The organism is Pseudomonas sp. NFACC10-1, from assembly GCF_900119195.1.
Lineage (GTDB): Bacteria > Pseudomonadota > Gammaproteobacteria > Pseudomonadales > Pseudomonadaceae > Aquipseudomonas > Aquipseudomonas cerasi.
The window spans coordinates 113,683-136,551 of sequence record NZ_FPJB01000005.1; the positions used below are offsets into that span (position 1 = coordinate 113,683).

At 61.4% G+C, this 22,869-nt stretch carries 20 protein-coding genes; 8 read left to right on the top strand and 12 right to left on the bottom strand.

Annotation, left to right across the window (positions count from 1 at the left end; genetic code table 11):
* Nucleotides 1–62: 62 nt before the first annotated feature.
* From BT119_RS15760 to BT119_RS15770, 3 genes are read right to left on the bottom strand one after another with little or no spacing between them, the layout of a single operon-like run.
* Complete coding sequence (locus BT119_RS15760; protein ID WP_003368866.1) at nt 63–782, bottom strand: cobalt-precorrin-6A reductase; 720 nt, start codon at nt 780–782, stop codon at nt 63–65.
* Complete coding sequence (locus BT119_RS15765) at nt 779–1,891, bottom strand: cobalt-precorrin-5B (C(1))-methyltransferase (RefSeq protein WP_003431747.1); 1,113 nt, start codon at nt 1,889–1,891, stop codon at nt 779–781. The genes BT119_RS15760 and BT119_RS15765 overlap by 4 nt, the downstream gene beginning before the upstream one ends.
* Nucleotides 1,891–3,093 (bottom strand): bifunctional cobalt-precorrin-7 (C(5))-methyltransferase/cobalt-precorrin-6B (C(15))-methyltransferase, encoded by a 1,203-nt coding sequence (locus BT119_RS15770; RefSeq protein WP_003431745.1) that lies wholly within the window; start codon nt 3,091–3,093, stop codon nt 1,891–1,893. Before BT119_RS15770 ends, BT119_RS15765 begins: the two co-directional genes overlap by 1 nt.
* A gap of 135 nt (nt 3,094–3,228) precedes the next feature.
* Here BT119_RS15770 and cobG point away from each other — a divergent pair, with 135 nt between their 5' ends.
* The 8 genes from cobG to BT119_RS15810 all read left to right on the top strand — a co-directional run bounded on the left by cobG (nt 3,229) and on the right by BT119_RS15810 (nt 10,844).
* Complete coding sequence (gene cobG / locus BT119_RS15775) at nt 3,229–4,572, top strand: precorrin-3B synthase (RefSeq protein ID WP_072366305.1); 1,344 nt, start codon at nt 3,229–3,231, stop codon at nt 4,570–4,572.
* Nucleotides 4,565–5,191: a precorrin-8X methylmutase gene (locus BT119_RS15780; protein WP_003368856.1), complete on the top strand. Its 627-nt coding sequence runs from the start codon at nt 4,565–4,567 to the stop codon at nt 5,189–5,191. The genes cobG and BT119_RS15780 overlap by 8 nt, the downstream gene beginning before the upstream one ends.
* Complete coding sequence (locus BT119_RS15785; protein WP_054082175.1) at nt 5,191–5,922, top strand: precorrin-2 C(20)-methyltransferase; 732 nt, start codon at nt 5,191–5,193, stop codon at nt 5,920–5,922. Before BT119_RS15780 ends, BT119_RS15785 begins: the two co-directional genes overlap by 1 nt.
* A complete protein-coding gene (gene cobJ, locus BT119_RS15790) occupies nt 5,922–7,625 on the top strand; it encodes a precorrin-3B C(17)-methyltransferase (RefSeq protein ID WP_054081941.1) in 1,704 nt (567 codons plus the stop codon). Before BT119_RS15785 ends, cobJ begins: the two co-directional genes overlap by 1 nt.
* Before the next feature lie 347 nt (nt 7,626–7,972).
* A complete protein-coding gene (locus BT119_RS15795) occupies nt 7,973–8,788 on the top strand; it encodes a hypothetical protein (RefSeq protein ID WP_024662969.1) in 816 nt (271 codons plus the stop codon).
* Between the two features lie 58 nt (nt 8,789–8,846).
* The gene (locus BT119_RS15800) at nt 8,847–9,545 is read left to right on the top strand and encodes a hypothetical protein (protein ID WP_024662968.1); all 699 of its coding nucleotides are present in this window, start codon (nt 8,847–8,849) and stop codon (nt 9,543–9,545) included.
* Complete coding sequence (locus BT119_RS15805; protein ID WP_072366308.1) at nt 9,538–10,173, top strand: hypothetical protein; 636 nt, start codon at nt 9,538–9,540, stop codon at nt 10,171–10,173. Before BT119_RS15800 ends, BT119_RS15805 begins: the two co-directional genes overlap by 8 nt.
* 35 nt (nt 10,174–10,208) lie before the next feature.
* Nucleotides 10,209–10,844, top strand: coding sequence for a hypothetical protein (locus BT119_RS15810; protein WP_072366310.1), 636 nt, complete (start codon nt 10,209–10,211; stop codon nt 10,842–10,844).
* A 6-nt stretch (nt 10,845–10,850) separates the two neighbouring features.
* Here the strand turns inward: BT119_RS15810 and BT119_RS15815 are convergent, their stop codons facing one another.
* The 9 genes from BT119_RS15815 to accC form a co-directional block, all read right to left on the bottom strand.
* A complete protein-coding gene (locus tag BT119_RS15815; RefSeq protein WP_054081943.1) occupies nt 10,851–11,447 on the bottom strand; it encodes a MarC family protein in 597 nt (198 codons plus the stop codon).
* A gap of 69 nt (nt 11,448–11,516) precedes the next feature.
* Nucleotides 11,517–14,306 (bottom strand): hybrid sensor histidine kinase/response regulator RetS, encoded by a 2,790-nt coding sequence (retS, locus tag BT119_RS15820; protein WP_072366312.1) that lies wholly within the window; start codon nt 14,304–14,306, stop codon nt 11,517–11,519.
* A gap of 90 nt (nt 14,307–14,396) precedes the next feature.
* Entirely contained in the window at nt 14,397–15,692 is a 1,296-nt protein-coding gene (gene purD, locus BT119_RS15825) for a phosphoribosylamine--glycine ligase (RefSeq protein WP_003431732.1), read from the bottom strand.
* 118 nt (nt 15,693–15,810) lie between these two features.
* Entirely contained in the window at nt 15,811–17,415 is a 1,605-nt protein-coding gene (purH, locus tag BT119_RS15830) for a bifunctional phosphoribosylaminoimidazolecarboxamide formyltransferase/IMP cyclohydrolase (RefSeq protein ID WP_003368841.1), read from the bottom strand.
* An 80-nt stretch (nt 17,416–17,495) separates the two neighbouring features.
* Nucleotides 17,496–17,816 carry a DNA-binding transcriptional regulator Fis gene (fis, locus tag BT119_RS15835; RefSeq protein ID WP_002555375.1) on the bottom strand — a complete coding sequence of 107 codons (321 nt, stop codon included), beginning with the start codon at nt 17,814–17,816 and terminating at the stop codon, nt 17,496–17,498.
* Complete coding sequence (gene dusB / locus BT119_RS15840; protein WP_003368840.1) at nt 17,813–18,826, bottom strand: tRNA dihydrouridine synthase DusB; 1,014 nt, start codon at nt 18,824–18,826, stop codon at nt 17,813–17,815. Before dusB ends, fis begins: the two co-directional genes overlap by 4 nt.
* A 317-nt stretch (nt 18,827–19,143) precedes the next feature.
* Entirely contained in the window at nt 19,144–20,481 is a 1,338-nt protein-coding gene (locus BT119_RS15845) for a DUF3426 domain-containing protein (protein ID WP_072366314.1), read from the bottom strand.
* 24 nt (nt 20,482–20,505) lie between these two features.
* Nucleotides 20,506–21,384 carry a 50S ribosomal protein L11 methyltransferase gene (gene prmA, locus BT119_RS15850; RefSeq protein WP_046718951.1) on the bottom strand — a complete coding sequence of 293 codons (879 nt, stop codon included), beginning with the start codon at nt 21,382–21,384 and terminating at the stop codon, nt 20,506–20,508.
* 137 nt (nt 21,385–21,521) lie between these two features.
* Entirely contained in the window at nt 21,522–22,865 is a 1,344-nt protein-coding gene (accC, locus tag BT119_RS15855) for an acetyl-CoA carboxylase biotin carboxylase subunit (protein WP_003368837.1), read from the bottom strand.
* Between the last annotated feature and the right edge of the window lie 4 nt (nt 22,866–22,869).

Sequence of the window (22,869 nt, forward strand, 5' to 3'; positions counted from 1 at the left end):
CCCCGACCTCTTCGTGAGCAAGCTCCCCACAGGTCCATTCAGTGAGGACTAAAGACGGCTGATCAATCCAGGCCCAACGCCTCCAGCACTGCATCCACACCCCAGAACAGCCTATCAGCGTCAGGCAACTGCGGGCGTTTGAGGATCAGGACGGGCAGGCCGCGTTCGCGGGCGATGTCGAGCTTGGGTTCGGTGGAGCTGCTGCCGCTGTTTTTGCTGATCAGTACGTCGATGCGGCGTTGTTCGAACAACTGGCGCTCGTCTTCCAGCATGAACGGGCCGCGTGCGCCGATCACTTCGCAGTGTTGGTTGCCGGGGTAGTCGTCCAGTGCCCGGAGTGTCCAGAACTGGTGCGGCGGGATTTCGTTCAGGTGCTGCAAGGGCTCGCGACCCAGCGTGAACAACGGGCGCTTGAACGGGAGCAGGGCATTGGCCAGTTCTGACCAGTCAGCCACTTCGCGCCAGTCGTCCTCTGGACCTGCCTGCCACGCGGTGCGGCGCAAGGCCCAGCAGGGAATGCCGGCCAGCCTGGCCGCTCGCGCTGCGTTGTGGCTGATCTGTGCGGCGTACGGGTGGGTGGCGTCCAGCAGCAAGTCGACGCCCTGTTCGCCCATGTACTGCGCCATCCCCTCGGCGCCGCCATAACCGCCGACCTTCAATTGGCAGGCCAGGTCAGACGGCACCCGGCCCACGCCCGCGAGGCTGTAGATGTGCTCAGGCCCGAGCTTCCGCGCAATCGCCAAGGCCTCGGTAATGCCGCCCAGCAGCAGGATGCGTTTCATGTCGCTTCTCTCTGTAAATCAACGCCAGCCTGACCCACCAGTCCGCCCTGACGGTCAATGGCGAAAACCTCCACCTGAACGCTCGCAGGCACGATGCTGCGCGCGAAACTCAGCGCGTGGCGACACACTTCGTCACCCAGTGGCACACCTGCCGCAGCGCTCATCGCCAGCGCTTGCTGACTGGTGTTGGCTTCAAGGATCCGTTGTTGCAGGCCTGCATCCGCGCCGACCTGCGCAGCCCAGTGCGCCAGTTGCGGCAGGTCGATGCTGGAATGGCGGCTGTGCAGGTCCATATGGCCGGCGGCCAGCTTGCTGATCTTGCCGAAGCCTCCGCACACGCTCAACTTATCCACAGGCACCTTGCGCAAGTGCTTGAGCACCGCACCGACAAAGTCGCCCATCTCGATCAGGGCGATATCGGGGATTTTATAGACGCGGCGCATGGTGTCTTCGCTGGCATTGCCGGTGCAGGCGGCGATATGCCGATAGCCGTTGGTGGTGGCGACGTCGATGCCCTGATGGATCGAGGCGATATAGGCCGCGCAGGAGAACGGCCGGACAATCCCGCTGGTGCCGAGAATCGACAGTCCGCCGAGAATGCCCAGGCGCGGGTTCATGGTCTTGAGCGCCAGCGCCTCGCCGCCCTCGACGCCGATCGTGACTTCGAATCCGCCGCTGTAGCCTTGTTCTTCGGCCAGCCGAAGCAGATGCTCGGTCATCATGCGCCGGGGCACCGGGTTGATGGCCGGCTCACCGACTGCCAGCACCAGCCCGGGGCGGGTCACGGTGCCGACGCCTGCACCCGCCATGAAGCGCACGCCTGCTGCCGCCTGTAACCTGACGCGGGCAAATACCAGGGCGCCGTGGGTGACATCCGGATCGTCGCCTGCATCCTTGAGCGTTGCAGCTTCCGCGAATTCATCCACAAGCCGGCAGAATTCCAGGCGCATCTGTACCTGTTTACCCTTGGGCAGAACGATGTCCACCGCATCGCTGATCTGCCCGCAGAGCAACAGCCGCGCCGCTGCGAGGCTGGTTGCGGTCGCACAGCTGCCAGTGGTCAGGCCACTGCGCAGTGGCGCAGGCTGTTCGGCGGTTTCTTCGCGCATCAGGGTTTGACTACGTCCAGCAGGGTGATCGGCAACGCCTGACGCCACGTGTCGAATTCGCCAAGGGGTTGTGCATGGGCGACGTGGATACGGGTCAGTTCGCCGCCATGCCGTTCGCGCCAGGCCATCAAGGCCGTTTCGCTTTGCAGGGTGACCGCATTGGCGACCAGTCGGCCGCCCGGACGCAGTTGTTCCCAGCAGGTTTCCAGCACGCCGACACGCGTCACGCCACCGCCGATGAAGATCGCATCCGGGCGTTCCAGACCGCTCAGGGCCTGGGGCGCGCTGCCCCGCACCAATTGCAGGCCGGGCACGCCGAGTGCGTCGCGGTTGAATTCGATCAGTTGCTGGCGGCCTTCATCGGCTTCGATGGCCATCGCCCTGCAGGTCGGGTGCGCGCGCATCCATTCGATGCCGATGGAGCCGCAACCCGCGCCGACATCCCACAACAGTTCGCCCGGCAGCGGTGCAAGGCGGGCGAGGGTGATGGCGCGCACGTCGCGCTTGGTAAGCTGGCCGTCATGTTCGAACGCGCTGTCCGGCAAACCTGAAATGGGGCTCAGACGGATGGCGCTGGCGTCGGCACGACAGTCGATGGCAACCAGGTTCAGCGCGGCGATCTCGGGGTTGCCCCACTCGCTGGCCAGTCCTTCGACGCGCCGCTCGGCTTCGCCACCCAGATGCTCCAGGACGGTCATGCGGCTTGGACCAAAGCCGCGTTCGCGCAACAAACCGGCAATCAGGGCGGGGCTGCTGCCGTCGTTACTCAACACCAGCAGACGCATGCCATGGTGGACGTGTGCGTTCAGCGCGGCCGCCGGCCGGGCAACCACCGACAGGGTGACAACGTCCTGCAGCGGCCAGCCGAGGCGGGCGGCGGCCAGAGAGTAAGAGGAGGGCGCGGGCAGAATGCGCATTTCGTCAATGCTGACCACGCGTGCAAGACTGGCGCCGACGCCGAACATCATCGGGTCGCCACTGGCCAGCACGCAGATCTCGGCACCCCGCTGCTCGAGCACCGGGTTCAACGAGAAAGGACTCGGCCACGCACGTCGTTCGGCGCGAATGCACGGCGGCAGCAACGCCAGCTGACGCGGGCCGCCGAACACCTGATCAGCGTGCAGCAGAGCGTGTCTGGCGTTCTTGCCGAGCCCTTTGTAACCGTCTTCTCCGATTCCCACGACTGTCAGCCACGGTGACATGTACCTACCTCAATCCGAACTTCCGACAGAGCGCCTTTTCATGCCTGCGGACAAAGCAGGCATAATACCGCGCCCGACGGGGTACAAGTGCTCTAATCAACGTCCGTTTCCAGCCAGTTCACATCGGGTGACCCATTGAACGAGCAGCAGTCCGCTCGCACATCCTCTGCAACGCTACGCCCCTCGGCCTGCCCGGGGTTGCTGCGTATCGTCCCGGCACTGGACGGCGGGATCTGCCGGATCAAGCTGGCGGGCGGGGTGATCACCCGTGCGCAGGCCATGGCCGTTGCCGAGGCCGCGAGCACGTATGCACAGGGTGTTATCGAAGCCACCAACCGCGCCAATTTGCAGATTCGCGGCATTGGTGCCAATCACGACGGGTTGATCGGCGCCTTGATGGCGGCAGGGCTCGGCCCCGCCAACCCGGCCAGCGACGATGTGCGCAACCTGATGCTCAGCCCGACGGCCGGGCTGGACCCGCAGATGCTCTTCGATGCCCGGCCGCTGGCGGCGCAGATTCTCGACGCGCTGGAACATCATCCGCGTTTTCATGAGCTGTCCCCCAAGTTTGCCTTGTCGCTGGACGCTGGTGAAACGCTGGTCATGCTCGAACACCCGCATGACGTGTGGCTGTCGGCGCTGAAAGTCGATGGCGAAGTGTTGCTGGCGTTCGGGCTGGCCGGCTGCCCGGCCCATGACCGACCGCTGGCCGCTGTCCCTGTGGCCGAGGGGAAGACGCTGGTTGTCGCACTGCTGGAGCTGTTTCTCGACCTTGCCCGTCCCGAGCACACCCGGATGCGACACCTGCTGGCCGAGGTTTCGACCGACGATATGCTGCGCGAGCTGTCGACCCGGTCCGGCTGCACAGTGCGGACCGATAAGGCGATCACCGATTGGCAGCGTCCGGCCATTCAAGGCATTCGCCACATTGGTGTTTATCCACAGGCCCAGCCGAATCAGGTGGCGGTGGGCGCTGCAGTACCGTTGGGGCGTCTCGATGCGGCGATGCTTTCCAGCGTGGCGCAACTGGCGGCGGATCAGGGCGACGGCACGCTGCGCCTGACGCCCTGGCAAAGCCTGTTGTTGCCGAACGTGCCGGTCGAGCGCGCCGCGGCGGTGCTGGACGCGTTGCAGGCATCGGGATTCGTCGCGGCGGCCGAGCAACCACTGGCGCAGATGCTCGCCTGTACCGGTTCTGCCGGGTGCGCCAAGGGGCTGGCCGATACCAAGTCCGACGCCCTGCAACTGGCTGCCGGGCTGGCTACCGGCCAGGCTGTGCACGTGAGCGGCTGCACGCGTTCCTGCGCCGCCGCTCACGTAGCGCCAGTAACCTTGCTGGCTGTCGCGCCGGGCCGTTACGATCTTTATTTTCGCGATGCAGCGCATGCCGGTTTCGGCGTGCTGCGCGCGCGCAACCTTACTATTGAAGCAGTCGGCGCGCAGTTGAACGCCGGCTCACGGAGCAATATGCATGATTGATTACATCCGCGATGGTCAGGAGATATATCGCAACTCTTTCTCGATCATTCGCGCCGAAGCGCGTCTTGACACGATCCCTGCCGACTTGGAAAAACTCGCCGTGCGCGTGATCCATGCCTGTGGGATGGTCGAAGTCATCGAAGACCTGCGCTTCTCGCCGGGTGCCGGTACTGCCGGGCGCAACGCTCTGGCCGCCGGAGCGCCGATCCTGTGCGATGCGCGCATGGTCTCCGAAGGCATCACTCGCACCCGTCTGCCCGCCAATAATCCGATTATCTGCACCTTGCATGATGAAGGCGTGCGGGAAATGGCCCTGGAGCTGGGCAATACGCGTTCTGCGGTGGCGCTTGAGCTGTGGCGTCCGCACCTGGAAGGCAGCGTGGTGGTCATCGGCAACGCGCCGACCGCGCTGTTCTATCTGTTGGAAATGCTCGATGCCGGTGCGCCGAAGCCTGCACTGATTCTCGGCTTTCCGGTCGGCTTTGTCGGCGCCGCCGAGTCCAAGGCGATGCTTGCCGCCGATAGCCGCGGTGTGCCGTTCGTGATCATGCAGGGCCGCCGTGGCGGCAGCGCCATGGCCGTGGCCGCAGTCAACGCACTGGCCACGGAGATCGAATGATGCAGGCACGCGGTCGATTGATTGGCCTGGGCGTAGGTCCCGGCGACCCGGAGCTGATCACTGTCAAAGCCCTGCGTCTGCTGCGCGAGTCGCCGGTGGTGGCGTATTTCGTGGCCAAGGGCAAAAAGGGCAACGCATTCGGCATCATCGAAGCGCATCTGCAGGACGTTCAGACCCTGATGCCGCTGGTCTACCCGGTGACCACTGAGGCATTGCCGCCGACACTGTCCTACGAAAAGCTCATCAGCGACTTCTACGACGAATCCAGCCGGCACATTGCCGCGCACCTGGACGCCGGACGTGACGTGGCGGTGATCTGCGAAGGCGATCCGTTTTTCTATGGCTCCTACATGTACCTGCACGATCGTCTGGCCGAGCGCTACGAGGCCGAAGTGATCCCGGGTGTGTGCTCGATGCTCGGTGGCGCTTCGGTGCTGGGCGCGCCGCTGGTGTATCGCAACCAGAGCCTGTCAGTGCTGTCCGGTGTGCTGTCCCACGACGACCTGAAACGCAAGCTGGCCGACGCCGACGCGGCGGTGATCATGAAACTGGGGCGCAATTTCCACAAGGTTCGCGAGGTGCTGACCGAGCTGGGGATGGCCGGGCGTGCGCTGTATGTCGAGCGCGCCACGATGATCAACCAGAAAATCGTCCCGCTGGACCAGGTCGACCCGATGTCTTCGCCGTATTTTTCGCTGATTATCGTTCCTGGCGACAGGTGGCAAGGCTGATGACCTCCATGACCCCGGCCATCGTCATTCTAGGCAATGGCAGCCTTGCCACCGCGCGGCGCATTCAACAGCTGTTTCCCGATGCGCTGATTCATGGCCTGGCCGAGCGCGTGCAGGGGGCCGACCGCACTTACAGCGAGTTCGGCGCGACGCTGCGCCAGCTGTATCAACAGAACACACCGATCATCGCCCTTTGCGCAGCTGGTATCGTTATTCGCACCCTGGCCGCCGTGCTGCTGGAGAAGGGCGCCGAACCGCCAGTGCTCGCCGTGGCCGAAGACGGCAGCGCCGTAGTGCCACTGCTTGGCGGCCTTGGCGGGGTGAATGTCCTGGCGCGCAGCATCGCCAGCGGGCTTGGCGTTGCGCCAGCGATCACCACCAGCGGCGAGCTGCGTTTCGGCACCTGTCTGCTCAACCCGCCAAGCGGCTATGCGCTGGGCGATCTGGAGCTGGGCAAGCGTTTCGTTTCCGACCTGCTGTCCGGCGAACCTGTACGCATCGAGGGCGAAGCCCCTTGGCTGGCCCAGGCGCAACTGCCCGAAGATCCACAGGCCGCGCTGGCCATTCATGTTGGCAGTACCCTGCGCGAGCCGTCACCCCATGAATTGCTGATCTACCCGCGTAACGTGCTGGTGGCGGTGACTGACCTCAGTGACGAACTGGCTGAGCACGTGCGCTCGGCCCTGCGCGAGGTACGTATTGCCGGGCAGTCCTTGGCGTGCCTGTTGGCTGCCGAGGAGCAGATGGCCAATCCGCACCTGCACAAGGCTGCCGCCGAGCTGGACGTTGCGGTGCGATTCGTCAGCGCCGCTGCGGCCAGCGAGATGGCCATGAAGGCTGTGCCGCAGCTGTTGCCACCGCTCTGCGTCGACGCCCACACCGCGATTGCTGTCGCGGCGCAACCGCTGGAGGTGCAGAGCATCGGCCGCGGGCGTGGCCGCGTTGCAGTCATTGGTCTGGGCCCTGGCGCAGCAGACCTGATGGTGCCTGCGGTCAAGGCCGAACTGGCACGTGCCAATGATGTGCTGGGCTATGAAACCTACGTGCGCATGGCAGGGCCGTTTCGTGCCGATCAGGTACTGCACTGCACTGACAATCGCGAAGAAATGCAGCGTGCCCGGCATGCCTTCGAGCTGGCGGCTCAAGGCCGTTCGGTGGTCGTGGTGTCGTCCGGTGATCCGGGAGTGTTCGCCATGGCTTCAGCGGTGCTTGAGGCGTTGCATGAGTCGGATAATCCTCACTGGCATGCGGTCGAGCTGGAGATTCTGCCGGGTGTCTCGGCTTCTCTGGCAACCGCCGCTCAGGCTGGTGCGCCGCTGGGGCATGATTTCTGCGTGCTGTCGCTGTCCGACAACCTCAAGCCCTGGGACATCATCGAAAAGCGTCTGGACCTCGCCTGTCAGGCCGATCTGGCGCTGGCATTCTACAACCCGATATCTCGCTCCCGACCCTGGCAACTGGGGCGTGCGCTGGAGATTGTCCGCCAGCATCGCATCCCTGCAACCCCTGTGACGCTGGGCCGCGACATCGGCCGTCCCGGGCAGACATTGAGGGTTATCACGCTGGGCGAATTGACACCGGAGCAGGTGGACATGCGCACCATGGTGTTGATCGGCTCTTCCCTGACGTGCACCTTTACGCGCCACGCAGGCGGCAACTGGGTCTATACGCCGCGTTGGTACGGCAACAAGCCTACAGGTTGAGCGCGCACGCGTGTCATACCTGCTGCCATTTATCGTGGGAAAGTGCTGAAGTGGCGATGTCACTTCAAGCCTGTGAGCCTTTGTTTCGGCCCACGGGCTTGAGCGAATCGGCTCTCTTCAACCGTCGTCGTCGGTAGTCCGATTCCAGAAGCCTCCCCGGAATATTCGCTCACCTGCGGTACGCCGGGAGGCAGATGGCGGGTTGAATCTGGCTCTGCGTATCGAGTTCGGCAGCCAAGTGCCCGAAAGCCACCAGAGGGCAACGGAAAGCTCCGAAAAAACCGCCTGATTTATTTCGTTAGTCTCGATTCAGTCCATCAGGACGCATGAGTTAAAGGACTAATGAAATGACACAGGACAAAACCATGAACAGCACTGACAACCTCGATTACATTGCCGCCTGCGAGCTGGCTGAATGCCCAGCTTCGTTGGGCGCATTCGCGGCCCCCGCAATCCCCGGATTGCCTCAGGCAGGTGACGTCACTGACGCACAGTCCGGCCATGAAGGTGCGGTGGTTGCAGGCAGTGTGCTGGCATTTCCCAACGGTATGTCGGCGCAGAGCAAGCAGGACGTGATGAATTCCTTTCTGTTCGCCACCCTTGTGGCCAACAAGGCGTTCAGCTCTGAAACCCAGGGCGATCAGTGGTATGACAAATTCAACGAAGTGCTTTCCAAGGTGGGCTGGCTCTCCACCCATTGGAACTATGCGCGCTACCGTGCCACCCAGCAGCGTTTCACCATGGACGAAGTCGGTCTGGAGATCCTCGGTTCGGCCATTGCAGCTGCCGCGTTACCCGGGCCTGCATCGCTGCTGATGCTCAAAGTGGCTGCAGATGCCGTCGCCGCGCTGCAGGCCAGGAAAGAACCCCTGCGCCTGTTCGAGAGCCAGACCAAGGCACACCGTGGCGGTAGCTTCCGTATCGCCTCCTGTATCGAATCCGGGGACAGCATCGTCAGTCTGGCCATGGCGGCAGTCAGCTTTCAGGCCGACAGTGACGTCACCAATGTGCTGTTCTGGGAATGGCAGGGCACCAGTGTCCAGACCTGGAAGGGCGAGCACAACCTGTTGCTCAACACGGACCTGTATGCGCGCTATCGCAAGCTGATCGAGCAACGGCTTGGCGACAATGTCAGTAATGCGATTGCAGAGTACGAAATCTGATCGGAGTGTTGGCGGAGGCGCGGACTGCCTCCGCTTTCGGGATAAAAGGAATTCTCCCATGAAGCAGGAATTGGATGCCGTAGTCGTCAATGCGGGCTGTTTGATGTTTTTCCCCGAGCCGCAGCGGGTCGCCCTGAAAAATGATGTGCTGGACTCGATGCTGTACGTGCAGCTGGCCGCATCGAAACAACACTCGAAGTTTGCCGAACCCGAAAAATGGAATGAAACCCGTCTCACCGCTGCGCAGCGTTTCGGCTGGCTGCCGAGCGCCAGCGAACATATCAGCCAGCCTTTGCCTGAAGACTCCGCTGAAACAGTGTGGAGTTGCATGGTGCGTGCGCTTGTACCGTGGGTGTCAGCCGAGACGCTCCTGCGTGCGGAGGCGTTCATGCGCAGGGCAGGCAGCCAGTCCGTCGCGAGCGAAGCGCTTCATCTGTTGCGCAGTCAGACGGTACAGAGCGGTTTGAATCACTCGGGAAAATTGCAGGTCAGCGTAGTTCTGCAACTGGCTTTCGTCGACACCCGACAGAAGCTCAAGCTGGTGCAGCTTCAATTCACCACACGTCAGCCGTTGTCATCCGGGTTTCTTTTCGAGGTCATCGAGTCGAAGAGTGTCTACGGCAACATCGCTGTGACTGTCCATGCAATGCAACTGTTTGAACAGGTCTATTCGCAGTTTCGCGATGGCATCGACACCGCGCTGTCGAGCAAGCGTGCGTGCCTGATCATGCCGCTCGGGGGCAGTCCCGATGTCTGATCCGGATGAAACTCTACTGACGGGTGCCAGCGTGCTGTCCTTCGCCCGCAATGTCGAACCTGATTTGCGCCAGGACATAATGGATTGTCTGCACCATGCCCGACTGGTCGCAGATGATCGCCATTCTTCCAGAGTGAACTGGCGTGCATGGCTGGATGCTTACCAGCGCTCGATTGCCGCCACAGGCGGTTCGCGGAGCGCCGGGATCAACGATGCCCGATTGAAAATCCACAGTTTCAGTGACATTGGAAAACTGCAGCTATCCGTGGTCGATAACGCTGGCGAGCTTCGCCAACTCTACCGCAGTTCGCTCGACAGGCTATTGAGCAGTGATCATGCGACGAGTTTTTTCAGCAGCTGGTTTACGTCCGGGCGCTCAGAAAGCTTTCAGCTCATGCCCTGTGCAATGCGCAATAAGGACGAGGTGTCGATCCTTCTGTGCAGCCTGCAGATGACCACCCTGGCGCTGCGGCCCGCGCGTTATTTCTGGCAGATATTGGGCGGCGAGATGCAGGTGCATGCCGTCAGTACTGCGTTCCGCTTCAGTCGCCAGAGTTTCGAGCCTTTTCGCCAGACGGTGCAGGACGCCCTGGCTGATCGTGCTGCAGCCGAAATCATCAGTCTTTAGCAACCTGGATAAGCCCATGGAAGGGAGTAACGCAAATGAATGCAGACACAGGTAACGCGGCCTATCTGGGCACTATCGCCAGTATGGTCGCGTTTTTGCCCGGGCTTTCGAACGAAGAGCGCACGGATGTTCAGAACGTTCTTCTGGACGCCCAGTTGTTCGCGGGCAGGCAGTTTGATTTCAAAACCCAGTGGGGGACCTGGATGTATTACTACCGCAGCCGCCTCAAGGCGCGCGGCATACAGCAAAAGGGCGTGGTCCTTGGAGACTCGCTGGTGGTGAGCAGTGTCGACGATTTATTGCAGGCCACGTTCAAGGTCAGTCATCCTGCTGATCGTAAGCGTCTTGGCGGCATGGTGCAGCGTGCGGTTGCTGCAATGGGGGTGGGGCAGGCAGCAGAGTCGTACTTTCAGCGCGGCTTCGACCAGGGACGTCTGGGCAGTTTTCAGATCGTACCCTGCGAAAAGTATGAACCTGACCGGATGCTCCTGTTGCTTTGCAGTCTGCACCTGAGTGTGGACGACCATGCGCCAGGAAGGCGAAGACTGCTGTTTCACTTCAAGGGCGGCAGTTACATCTTTGACAGCAAGGTGTATGCAGCTCATCGTGACGCGGTGATGCGTTATCTGGACGGCAGGGCGCAAGGCATGGTGCGGGCTGCAAGTATCTGAGTCCTGTCAGGGCAGCAGGTAGCCCCTGATGCCGGTGAAAATGATTTGCGCGGCCAGTGCACAGACGAACAGTCCCATCAAACGGCTGACAATCTGCAAACCCTGATCGCCGAGGATGCGTTCGATACGGTTGGAGAGGTAAAGCACGACGCCAACGGTCAGACTGGCCAGCGCAATACTCAGAATGGCGGTGAGTTTGTCGTCCCAGTGGGGCTGACTGACGCCCATGACCAGCAGCGCACCGATCGTACCGGGGCCGACGGTCAGCGGGATGGTCAGAGGAACGATGGTCACATCCTGCTGGATATTGTCGGTCTGGACCGCCGACTTGCCCTGGGCCATGCTCAGTGCCGAGATGAACAGCACACTGCCGGCACCAATCCTGAATGCATCCACCGTGATGCCGAAGACATCGAAAATCACGCGCCCGAACAGATACAGCAAGACGCTGGAAACCAGTGTCGCCAGTGCCACCTTCCAGGCCAGGCGCCGCTGTTCCTTGCGCGAGTGACCACGCGTCAGGCTGATGAAGCAGGAAAGAACGAAAAACGGGCTGTAAAGCACCAGCATTTTCAGATAGACGCTGAACAACACGTGAAGCATGGCTTCGACTCACAGCAGCAGGTGGATGGCATCGGCAGTCTATCAGGCCACAGGCCTTTCCCGTCGCCGTCAGTTTTGCCGATAGTGCTCGCCGTCCGACGTCAGCCCTCGGGCCTTGTCACGGTGCGCCACCCAGTGCTCGACCAGTTCGCGCAACTGCGACAGTTCGATGGGCTTGGCCATGTGGCCGTCCATGCCGGCCTGGCGTGCGCGGTCTTTATGCTCGGTGAGAATATGCGCGGTCAGTGCAACGACCGGGGTGCGTACACGCTGATTGCCGACTTCCCAGGCGCGCAATTGCTCGGTGGCCGAGAAGCCGTCGAGTATCGGCATCTCGCAGTCCATCAGCACCAGATCATAACGCTGCGCTTTCATGGCTCGCAGCGCTTCTTCGCCATTGCTCGCGGTATCGGGGTTGAGGTTGAGCTTGCCGAGCATGCCGCGGATGACCTTGGTCGAAATGCTGTTGTCTTCGGCCACCAGAATACGGAAGTCGCCGGGGACGCTGACCGGCGGCGTCACGACCGGGCCGGGCTTGTTCGACACGACACCCTTGTTCAACTGGGTCAGTTCATCTGCCAGCGTGGTCTTGAGCGTATAGCCCGCCACCGGTTTGGCCAGAATGCGCTTGATGCCGCAGTTGCGCGCGATGATCTTGCTGGGTGCATTGCTGATGCCGGTCAGCATGATCAACAGTATGTCGTGATTCAGGCTCGGGTCTTCCTTGATCTTGGCGGCCAGTTGCATACCGGTCATGCCCGGCATGTTCTGATCGAGCAGGACCACATCGAAATAGTCGCGCAGGTGCGCCTTGGTCCTGAGCAAGGCCAGTGCCTCCTTGCCGGATGCCACTGCACTGACATTCAGGCCCCAGGCACTGCATTGCTGAACCAGCACTTTGCGGCATGTGTCGTTGTCATCGACCACCAGCACCCTGGCATCTTTAAGCGGGCTGTCCAGATCAATGGTCGGCTGTTCGAGCAGCTTGGCGTCCAGAGGCAGGTTCAGCCACAGCGTATTGCCTTGCGCGCCATTGTTCTGAATGCCGAATTCGCCATCCATCAGTACGATCAACTGACGAGCGATCACCAGTCCCAGATGACCGCCGAGCCGGCTGCTGGCCAGGAAGTTCCGGCTGTGCAGTTCGGCGTGCAGCAGTTCTTCACGTTCTTCGTCGGAAAGCGTTTCGCCGCTGTCCTGAACCGAAATGCGCAGCCGCGTATTCCCGCTTTTCGAGGACTCGAGGGCGACGGCCAGCAGAATCTCACCTTCGTCGGTCTTCTTCAGGGCATTTTCCAGTAGGCTCAGCAGTGTCTGGCGCAGGCGGGTCGGGTCACCATTGATGACACGTGGCACCTGAGGCTGGATCTGGCTGATCAGCTCGACCTGTTGCTGTTCGGCCTTGGCGCGGAAGATATTCAGGCAGTCCTCGACCAGCGCGCCGATGTCGAACTGCACGTCGTCCAGTTCGATCTGTCCTGACTCGAGCTTGGTGATGTCGAGAATCTCGTTGATCAGCGTCAGCAGTTCGTTACCGGCACTGTGAATGGTCTGCACATAGTCGCGCTGTTTGACCGACAGCGGGGTGCCGAGCAGCAGCTCGGTCATGCCCAGCACGCCGTTCATCGGGGTACGAATCTCGTGGCTGATCTTGGCCAGAAACTCGGCTTTGGCGTTGATTTCGGCGGTGCTGGCCGCCTGATCGCGGCTGATGCTGAAACGGTCTTCGGTGATACTGCGATGGCGTTCGCTGAGGGCCAGGCTCATCAGCAGGCCGCTGATGCAGAACACACTGAGCAGCGCCAGCAGCAGCCATTGCGGTGGCACCAGGCTCAGCCACAGCAGGCCGGGCAGGACCACCATGTAGCCGATATTGAAGGTGATCATTCCGAGGACAAACAGGCGCGCCGAGCGATAGCCCTTCTGCCAGTGCCACATCGACACCGCCAGAATGCTCAGTGTCGTCAGCGAGACCAGGCCGAACGTCAGGAAGTTGATCGGCAGCTTTTCGTCGAACAGCACCAGCAAGGCGCCGATCCCCATGAGCACCGCGTTGCCCAGCAACAGACGATCGAGTTTGCGGGCATTGCGATGGACGAAGAAACAGTAGGTGTAGATCAGGCCTGCGACAGCGGCCAGCAGCAGCGCCAGGTGTGCGCTCGGGGTTTGCGCGATATTCCACGGGTCGATCGGGCGGAGCAGGTTGAGGAGCAACAGCGCACTGAGCCCGAGTAACGATTCGCAGGCGGCCAGCCACAGATTGCTGCGCGACCGGGTGTGTCCGTAACGCGTCAGATTCTGCACGATCAGCATGGACAGCGCGCCAAACAGCAGTCCGAACAGCAATGGCTGGGTTTCGTTGGCGGCGCTTTCGATGGCCGGTTCAAGGGTGATGCTGGGGCGCATTTTCTGCGCAGATACCAGTCTCAGGTAGATATCCAGCGAGGCCGAGCTTTGCGGAACCGGCAGCAGGAAATCGTTGGATGGCAGTCGCTGATCTTCAATCGGCACGTCGTTGCCCGTGCGTAGATGATCAATCTGTCGATCGCCGTCCACGACATACATGTCGGCGCTGGAAAGGTCCGGGGCGAAGATACGCAGCAATTGCTCGTGCTGGGTCGGTTGCAGGCGGTAATGCAGCCATACCGCGCTGCCGCGATCCGCTGCAGCGACCCGTTCCAGCTCGGTGGGGCTGAATTGATTCTGATAGCGCGCCGAGCGGATTTCATCCAGCGTCAGATGGGCCTTTTCGTCGAGCAGCGTCGACCAGCCTGCACCATGCTCGGCCTGCGCCGAAAGCATGAACAGCAGGGTCAGCAGTCCAACGGTTGAGGCTATGGCAATCCTGAGCCAGCGCACAATGAAATCCCTTCGTGAGTGAATGCCTGGTAAAACCGCGAATACCGGAGCAACCGGCCAGCCTCTGCTTGAAGAGGCTGGTCCGATCGATTATTCCTGGTCTTCGCCACGCTCGCGGGCAATGGCACGGTAGCCAATGTCCTTGCGGTAGAAACACCCTTGCCAGTCGACTTTTGCGGCCAGCGCATAGGCATTTTCCTGCGCGTTGCCGACGCTGTCACCCAGCGCTGTGGCACACAGTACACGACCACCGCTGGTCACGACACGCTCATCCTGCAAGGCCGTGCCTGCATGGAATATCTTGCCTTCGAGCTGTGCCGCTGCGTCCAGACCCTCGATGACCGCGCCTTTGGCGTAATCGCCAGGATAACCGCCTGCGGCCAGCACGATACCCAGGCTGGGGCGTGGGTCCCACTGTGCTTCGATCTTGTCCAGCGCTTGCGCCAGCGCAGCCTCGACCAGCAGTACCAGGCTCGATTGCAGGCGCAGCATGACCGGCTGGGTCTCCGGGTCGCCGAAGCGGCAGTTGAACTCGATGACTTTCGGGTTGCCCGCTTTATCGATCATCAAACCAGCATAGAGGAAGCCGGTGTAAACGTTACCTTCATCGGCCATACCCCTGACGGTCGGCCAGATAACCAGGTCCATGACACGTTGATGAACCTCGGCGGTGACCACCGGGGCAGGGGAGTAGGCACCCATCCCGCCGGTGTTCGGCCCGCTGTCACCGTCGCCGACGCGCTTGTGGTCCTGGCTGGTGGCCATGGGCAGTACATTCTTGCCGTCGACCATGACAATGAAGCTGGCCTCTTCGCCATCGAGAAACTCTTCGATGACAACGCGCGAACCGGCGTCGCCAAAGGCGTTGCCAGCCAGCATGTCCCGTACGGCGTCTTCGGCTTCTGCCAGGGTCATGGCGACGATCACGCCCTTGCCCGCGGCCAGGCCGTCGGCCTTGATGACAATCGGCGCGCCTTTTTCACGCAGATAGGCCAGGGCAGGCTCGATCTCGGTAAAGTTCTGGTAGTCGGCAGTAGGAATCTTGTGACGCGCCAGGAAGTCCTTGGTAAACGCCTTGGAGCCTTCAAGCTGGGCAGCGCCAGCGGTCGGGCCGAAGCAGTCCAGGCCTCGGCTGCGGAACAGGTCGACGACGCCTGCAACCAACGGTACTTCCGGGCCGACGATGGTCAGCGCAACGTTCTTTTCAGCGAAATCCGCCAGTTGCTCCAGTGCCAGAACGTCGATGGCCACGTTTTCGCATTTGGCCTCGATCGCCGTGCCCGCATTGCCCGGTGCGACAAACACCTTCTGCACGCGTGGGTCCTGAGCGACTTTCCATGCCAGGGCGTGTTCACGACCGCCGCTGCCAATGATCAAAACATTCATTTCAAAAACCTCGATGACGCTGATTCTGGAGTACGCGGTGTGCCTGAGGCGACCTAACCCGCCGTACGAGGCCGCAATGACGCAGCAGACGCCTGCGCCAGTGCGGCCGTTTTTCTGATTAGTGCCGGAAGTGACGCATGCCGGTGAACACCATCGCGATGCCGGCTTCGTCTGCTGCAGCGATCACTTCGTTGTCACGCATCGAGCCGCCTGGCTGGATGACAGCGGTGATGCCGACCTTGGCCGCGTTATCGATGCCGTCACGGAACGGGAAGAAGGCATCGGAGGCCATGACGGCGCCCTGAACCTGCAGCCCGGCATGCTCAGCCTTGATGGCCGCGATACGCGCCGAGTTCACACGGCTCATCTGGCCAGCGCCGACGCCGACGGTCTGGCGGTTGCGGGCGTAGACGATGGCGTTGGACTTGACGTACTTGGCGACTTTCCAGGCGAAGATCAGGTCATGCATTTCCTGTTCTGTAGGCGCACGCTGGGTGACGACCTTGAGGTCGGCCTCGGTGATCATGCCGATGTCACGGCTCTGTACCAGCAGGCCGCCATTGACGCGTTTGTAGTCCCAGGCAGGCAGGCGCTCGCTCCACTGGCCGCTGGTCAGCAGGCGCACGTTGGCTTTGCTCGCGACGATGGCGCGGGCTTCGGCGCTGACGCTCGGGGCGATGATCACTTCGACGAACTGGCGCTCGACGATGGCCTTGGCGGTTGCAGCGTCCAGCTCGCGGTTGAAGGCGATGATGCCGCCAAATGCCGACTCGGAGTCGGTGGCATAGGCCAGTTCGTAAGCCTGGCGAATGCCGCCTTCATCGTCCGGGCAGACCGCGACACCGCACGGGTTGGCGTGCTTGACGATCACGCAGGCCGGTTTGACGAAGCTCTTGACGCATTCCAGTGCGGCATCGGTATCGGCCACGTTGTTGAACGACAGCTCCTTGCCTTGCAGCTGGGTGGCGGTGGCGATGCCGACCTCGGCAGGTTTGGCTTCGACGTAGAACGCCGCACTCTGGTGCGGGTTCTCGCCGTAGCGCATTTCCTGAGCCTTGACGAACTGGGTGTTGAAGGTGCGCGGGAACTGGCTGCGGCCTTCGGTACTGAGGGTTTCGGCAGTCTGGTCGACGCCGCCCAGGTAGTTGGCGATCATGCCGTCGTAGGCGGCGGTGTGCTCGAACGCCTTGAGCATCAGGTCGAAGCGCTGGGCGTAGGTCAGGCCACCGGCCTTGAGGCTTTCCAGAACCTGGCCGTAATCGCTGGCATTGACCACGATGGCGACGTCCTTGTGGTTCTTCGCTGCGGAACGGACCATGGTCGGGCCGCCAATGTCGATGTTTTCGATGGCGGTCGGCAGGTCGCAGCCTGGTTTGGAGACAGTGGCTTCAAACGGGTACAGATTGACCGCAACCAGATCGATCGGCTTGATGCCGTGCTCGGTCATGATGGCGTCGTCTATGCCGCGACGACCCAGAATCCCGCCATGGATCATGGGGTGCAGGGTCTTGACCCGGCCATCCATCATTTCAGCGAAGCCGGTGTAGTCGGCCACTTCGACTGCCGCGACGCCGTTGTCCTTGAGCAGCTTGAACGTACCGCCAGTGGAAAGAATCTCGACGCCCAGCGCTTCAAGCTCGCGGGCAAACTCAAGGATTCCTGTCTTGTCGGATACGCTGATCAGGGCGCGGCGGATCGGCAGGCGGGTAGTCTGGTCGGTCATCTCGATTTCCATCAAAAGCAAAAGAAGTCAGCAAAAAAAAGCGACCGCGGTGCAAGGTCGCCTTTTCTGTTTTGAATGCTTTAAAGCAGATCGTACTGTTTGAGTTTCTTGCGCAGCGTGCCGCGATTCAGTCCCAGCAGCTCGGAGGCCTTCGTCTGGTTGCCCTTGACGTAGTTCATCACGCTTTCCAGAAGCGGAGCCTCGACTTCCGACAACACCAGGTTGTAGACGTCAGTGACGGATGCGCCTTCGAGGTGGGCGAAATAATTGTGCAGCGCCTTCTCGACACTTCCGCGCAGGGTCTGACCCTCTTCGCTCGGCGTGTTGAGGTGCTGTTTCAAATTGACGTTGTCGCTCACGGGTGTTGTTCCACTCACTAAAGTCTCGGTCATCATCGTCATGCGGCCACCTCTTTATCATTCTCGTTATCCGGGCCCTTGCAGCCTTGGCTGAAGAACTCCCGGACGTTGGCGCACTGTGCTTCCGTATCTTCCAAACGATTGAAGTGGGCGCGAAACTCTCTGGCGCCCGGCAGGGTTGCGAGATACCAGCTGACGTGTTTGCGTGCAATGCGCACGCCCATCACGTCTCCATAGAAAACGTGGAGCGCTGCCAGATGCTCAAGCAGAATGCGTTCCACTTCACTCGACTGCGGCGCCGGGAGTGTCTCTCCGGTCCGCAGGAAGTGTTCTATCTCGCGAAAAATCCAGGGACGCCCCTGTGCGGCCCTGCCAATCAGTAATCCGTCTGCTCCGGTGGCCTTCAGCACGTGCCGGGCCTTTTCCGGTGAATCGATGTCGCCATTGGCAAAGACCGGTATCGACACGGCCTGTTTGATCTGGGCAATGGTGTCGTACTCGGCCTCGCCGGTGTACAGGTCGGCACGGGTTCGCCCGTGCACTGCCAGTGCCTGAATGCCTGCCTGCTCGGCGATTTTCGCCACTGTCAGGCCATTTCGGTTGTCGCGATCCCATCCGGTGCGGATCTTCAGCGTGACCGGTACATCGACTGCAGCCACGACGGCCTGCAGGATGTCGTTGACCAGTTGCTCATCCTTCAACAGCGCCGAGCCAGCCGCCTTGTTACAGACTTTCTTGGCCGGGCAACCCATGTTGATGTCGATGATCTGGGCGCCCAGTTCGACATTGGCACGTGCTGCGTCCGCCAGCATCTGCGGATCACCACCGGCGATCTGTACCGAGCGCGGCTCGGGATCACCTTCGTGGATCATGCGCAGACGCGATTTGCGGCTGTTCCACAGGCTCATGTCACTGGTGACCATCTCCGACACCACCAGGCCGGCACCGAGTCTTCGGCACAGCTGACGGAAAGGCTGGTCGGTGACGCCCGCCATCGGGGCGAGGATCAAGCCGTTTTGCACTGTATATGGGCCGATGCGTACTGCCGACATAGCCTTACCTGTTGTGGAGGCCAAATCATCCGCAGGCCGTGTAAAAAACCGTTTCACCCGGTCTGCAACGGCTCATCCCGCCAGCCGCATGCGCCACCGTCAGATCGAACCGAGAGTTTGAAAAAGGGTTGGCATGATACCCGCTCTCGATGACTGGATAAAGGCTGAATTGGATAAAATCTGAACAGCTCTTGCCTGAGTTCGATGAGTCCGGTCAGAGGGTATTTTGTTGCTGAATTTCTGCGATCATGCAGCGTTCTTTGATGAAAGTAGCGTGTAAAAAAGGAGTCTCGGCCGACGCTGTCGCGCCGGACGAGTCATTCCGGCGAGCGGAAGTTCAGGCTGTAGTTCACGGCCTTGGCACCTGGATCAAGGATATCCAGCGCGATATGGATCGGCGTCTGGGGTGGCATCTCTTCCTTGCCGGCCATTTCGCCGCTCAGGTATTCACTGGGCTTGAACCGACGACTGGCAATCAACTGACCGCCGGTATCGGAAAAACGCAGTTCCAGCAGGGGAAACGGCTGGGAAAACGAGGCGCGGTTGTAGATGATTGCGTCCACCACCAGAGCCCCCTGAAACTCTGGGTGGCTGCGCACGACCAGGTTGCTGCTCTTGAGCTGGGAAATGTCGACCTTGCTCGGCACCTTGCAGCCGACCTGCGGGCAAATCTGCTGAAACCACGGGCGATACTGGTCCTGGCGTGCCAGCTGATCGAAGTGGTACCAGACGTATTGTCCTGCCAAGCCCGCCAGCGCCAGTACGATCAACAGACCCCAGGCCAGGCGTCGCCCCCAGCGCGGTTTGGGCCGTTGCCAGTCCAGTTGCAAAGGGTCGTCGGTCAGGTCAAGAAGTGTCTGGTCGCGCACTGCCGGTTCGTTGCGGCTGCGCTTGCCCCGCGGTTCTGGCTCCGGCTCATGGTCGTCTTCATCATCGTCATCCACCGCAGACCAGCGCTCGACTTTTTCGGCAGGCGGAGCTTTGCGCTGGATGATGACGGGCATCGGGGGCTCGTCATCGTCCAGATGCTTGTCCAGTGACAGCGACGGCTCGGTACGCGTGTCATCCTCCAGCGGCTCTGGAGCGTCTACAGCGTCGGTGTCCGGGATGACTTCTGCATGCAGCTCGGGCAGTTGCTCGACATCGTCGTTATGCAGCGTATCGACCCATGCCGCCTCGTCGCTCTGCCGACTGTCACGCTTCGCCGTCAGGCTCACATCGTCGTTGCCGATATCGCTTACAGGGCGGGCGAAGGTGTCAGGCCTGCGGGTCTCGCGTTGTTCGAGGCGGGCCAGTTCTTCGTCCAGATTGAGATTGTCCAGATCCAGCTCGCTGACCTGCCAGGGATCGTCCTCTTCGGGCGTCTTTTCCGGCTCCGGCTCCGGCTCGGGCTCCGGCTTCAGCTCGGGCTCGGGCTCGGGCACTGGCGTCGGCAGGGCCTCCGGTCCGGGCAGGGCCGCGATCACCGGCGAGGCGGGCAGGGTCTCTTTTTCGGCGTCATCGCTGGCGCGCTGCTCGAGCAACTGCCGCGCTGCGTTGAACACCTGCAGGCAGGCTCCGCACCGCACCACGCCACGGGCCACGCTCAGTTGAGCGTGACTGACTCTGAAACTGGTCTGGCAGTGCGGGCACTGGGTGACGAAACTGTCGGTCATGCGGCTGTCCGGTTGAAGCGGCGATTAACGGCGGCGACCCGTGATGCGTACCCAGCCATCTCGGTTTGCGATCGGGTCCAGATCAAAACTTTCAGCATAGGCTGCCGCGACTTCCTCACCCTGTTCGGCAAGAATGCCTGACAGTGCCAGGCGTCCGCCGGTCCTGATCAGGGTTGCCAGTTGCGGCGCCAGGGAAACCAGCGGGCCAGCCAGAATGTTGGCGACCAGCACGTCGGCCTTCTGGGGCGGCAGATCCTCGGGCAGGTACAGCGGGAAGCGTTCGGCCGCGATATTGTTGCGTCCGGCATTGTCTCGAGAGGCTTCCAGTGCCTGCACGTCGATATCGGTACCAACGGCCTGTTCGGCACCCAGCAGCAGTGCGGCGATGGCCAGAATGCCCGAGCCGCAGCCGAAATCCAGCACGTTGCAGCCTTCGAGGTCCTGGCCGTCCAGCCACTCGAGGCACAGCGCGGTGGTCGGGTGGGTCCCGGTGCCGAACGCCAGGCCCGGATCGAGCAACAGGTTCACGGCGTCCGGCTGTGGTGCGGCATGCCAGCTCGGCACGATCCACAGGCGCTTGCCGAAACACATCGGCTGGAAGTTATCCATCCAGCTGCGTTCCCAGTCCTGATCTTCGATGACTTCGGCGCTGTGCTCGGGTAACTCTTCGCCGGTCAGCAGGCTCAGGTGTGCCAGGGCCATTTCAGCATTGGTGTCGGCTTCGAACAGTGCGAGCAGGTGGGTGTGCGCCCACAGCGGCGTGGTATTGAGTTCGGGTTCGAAAATCGGCTGGTCTTCGGCGTCCATGAAGGTCACGGACACGGCGCCGACTTCAAGAAGGGCGTCTTCGTAGGTTTCGGCTTGTTCTGGGCTGATGGCGAGACGGACTTGCAGCCAAGGCATGGCGGATTACCTTCGATTTGGAAATAAGTGCGGCTTTTACAGCCGGTGCGGCCGCAGGAAGCGGGCAAGTTTACTGCTATGCGCTGCAAACAACAAAGCCGCATCACTGCGGCTTTGTCGTGGTGAAGCAGACTGGCTTATTGATTGGCCAGTTTGTGCTCCAGGTAGTGGATGTTGATTCCGCCTTCGCAGAAGCCTTCATCGCGGGTCAGGTCGCGGTGCAGCGGGATGTTGGTCTTGATCCCGTCGACCACGATTTCGTCCAGGGCATTGCGCATGCGTGCCATGGCTTCTTCGCGGGTCGCGCCCCAAGTGATCACTTTACCGATCAGCGAGTCATAGTTGGACGGTACCTTGTAGCCACTGTACAGGTGCGAATCGACCCGTACACCGTTGCCGCCCGGTGCGTGGAAGTGCTTGACCAGACCAGGGCTTGGCACGAAGGTCTTAGGGTCTTCGGCGTTGATCCGGCATTCCAGCGCATGACCCTTGATGACCACGTCATCCTGGGTGTACGACAGTTTGTTGCCGGCGGCGATGCTGAGCATCTCCTTGACGATGTCGATGCCGGTGACCATTTCCGAAACCGGGTGCTCCACCTGAACACGGGTGTTCATTTCGATGAAGTAGAAACGACCGTTTTCGTACAGGAACTCGAAAGTACCCGCACCACGATAGCCGATATCGATACACGCCTTGACGCAGGCGGCCAGGACATCCTCGCGCGCCTTTTCGTCGATGAACGGTGCCGGCGCTTCTTCCAGAACCTTCTGGTGACGGCGCTGCAGCGAGCAGTCGCGATCGCCCAGGTGAATGGCCTGGCCCTGACCGTCGGAAATTACCTGGACTTCCACGTGACGTGGGTTGGTCAGGTATTTTTCCAGGTAGACCATCGGGTTGCTGAACCAGGCCGCTGCTTCGGCGCGGGTCTGGGACGCAGCTTCGATCAGGTCTTCTTCGCGATGAACCACACGCATGCCGCGACCACCACCGCCACCGGCGGCCTTGATGATCACTGGGTAACCGACTTCACGACCGATGCGCAGAGCGGTTGCCTCGTCTTCCGGCAGCGGGCCGTCGGAACCGGGAACGGTCGGCACATTGGCCAGCTTCATGGCGTCCTTGGCGGAAACCTTGTCGCCCATCAGGCGAATGGTGTCTGCTTTGGGGCCAATGAAAGCGAAGCCCGATTTTTCGACCTGTTCGGCGAAGTCGGCGTTCTCGGCGAGAAACCCGTAACCCGGGTGGATCGCCGTGGCGCCGGTCACTTCGGCAGCCGAAATGATCGCCGGAATGTTCAGGTAGGACAGATTGGCCGGTGCCGGACCGATGCAGACGGTTTCGTCTGCCAGGCCCAGGTGCATCAGCTCGCGATCTGCGGTGGAGTGTACAGCGACGGTCTTGATGCCCAGTTCTTTACAGGCACGCAAGATGCGCAAGGCAATTTCGCCGCGGTTGGCGATCAGAACTTTTTCCAACATCGCA

Bases quoted from the DNA above. Each gene is read 5' to 3' on its own strand.
- BT119_RS15760 (WP_003368866.1), bottom strand. From the start codon at position 782: ATGAAACGCATCCTGCTGCTGGGCGGCATTACCGAGGCCTTGGCGATT.
- BT119_RS15765 (WP_003431747.1), bottom strand. From the start codon at position 1,891: ATGCGCGAAGAAACCGCCGAACAGCCTGCGCCACTGCGCAGTGGCCTG.
- BT119_RS15770 (WP_003431745.1), bottom strand. From the start codon at position 3,093: ATGTCACCGTGGCTGACAGTCGTGGGAATCGGAGAAGACGGTTACAAA.
- BT119_RS15780 (WP_003368856.1), top strand. From the start codon at position 4,565: ATGATTGATTACATCCGCGATGGTCAGGAGATATATCGCAACTCTTTC.
- BT119_RS15785 (WP_054082175.1), top strand. From the start codon at position 5,191: ATGCAGGCACGCGGTCGATTGATTGGCCTGGGCGTAGGTCCCGGCGAC.
- cobJ (WP_054081941.1), top strand. From the start codon at position 5,922: ATGACCTCCATGACCCCGGCCATCGTCATTCTAGGCAATGGCAGCCTT.
- BT119_RS15795 (WP_024662969.1), top strand. From the start codon at position 7,973: ATGACACAGGACAAAACCATGAACAGCACTGACAACCTCGATTACATT.
- BT119_RS15800 (WP_024662968.1), top strand. From the start codon at position 8,847: ATGAAGCAGGAATTGGATGCCGTAGTCGTCAATGCGGGCTGTTTGATG.
- BT119_RS15805 (WP_072366308.1), top strand. From the start codon at position 9,538: ATGTCTGATCCGGATGAAACTCTACTGACGGGTGCCAGCGTGCTGTCC.
- BT119_RS15810 (WP_072366310.1), top strand. From the start codon at position 10,209: ATGAATGCAGACACAGGTAACGCGGCCTATCTGGGCACTATCGCCAGT.
- BT119_RS15815 (WP_054081943.1), bottom strand. From the start codon at position 11,447: ATGCTTCACGTGTTGTTCAGCGTCTATCTGAAAATGCTGGTGCTTTAC.
- purD (WP_003431732.1), bottom strand. From the start codon at position 15,692: ATGAATGTTTTGATCATTGGCAGCGGCGGTCGTGAACACGCCCTGGCA.
- purH (WP_003368841.1), bottom strand. From the start codon at position 17,415: ATGACCGACCAGACTACCCGCCTGCCGATCCGCCGCGCCCTGATCAGC.
- fis (WP_002555375.1), bottom strand. From the start codon at position 17,816: ATGACGATGATGACCGAGACTTTAGTGAGTGGAACAACACCCGTGAGC.
- dusB (WP_003368840.1), bottom strand. From the start codon at position 18,826: ATGTCGGCAGTACGCATCGGCCCATATACAGTGCAAAACGGCTTGATC.
- BT119_RS15845 (WP_072366314.1), bottom strand. From the start codon at position 20,481: ATGACCGACAGTTTCGTCACCCAGTGCCCGCACTGCCAGACCAGTTTC.
- prmA (WP_046718951.1), bottom strand. From the start codon at position 21,384: ATGCCTTGGCTGCAAGTCCGTCTCGCCATCAGCCCAGAACAAGCCGAA.
- accC (WP_003368837.1), bottom strand. From the start codon at position 22,865: ATGTTGGAAAAAGTTCTGATCGCCAACCGCGGCGAAATTGCCTTGCGC.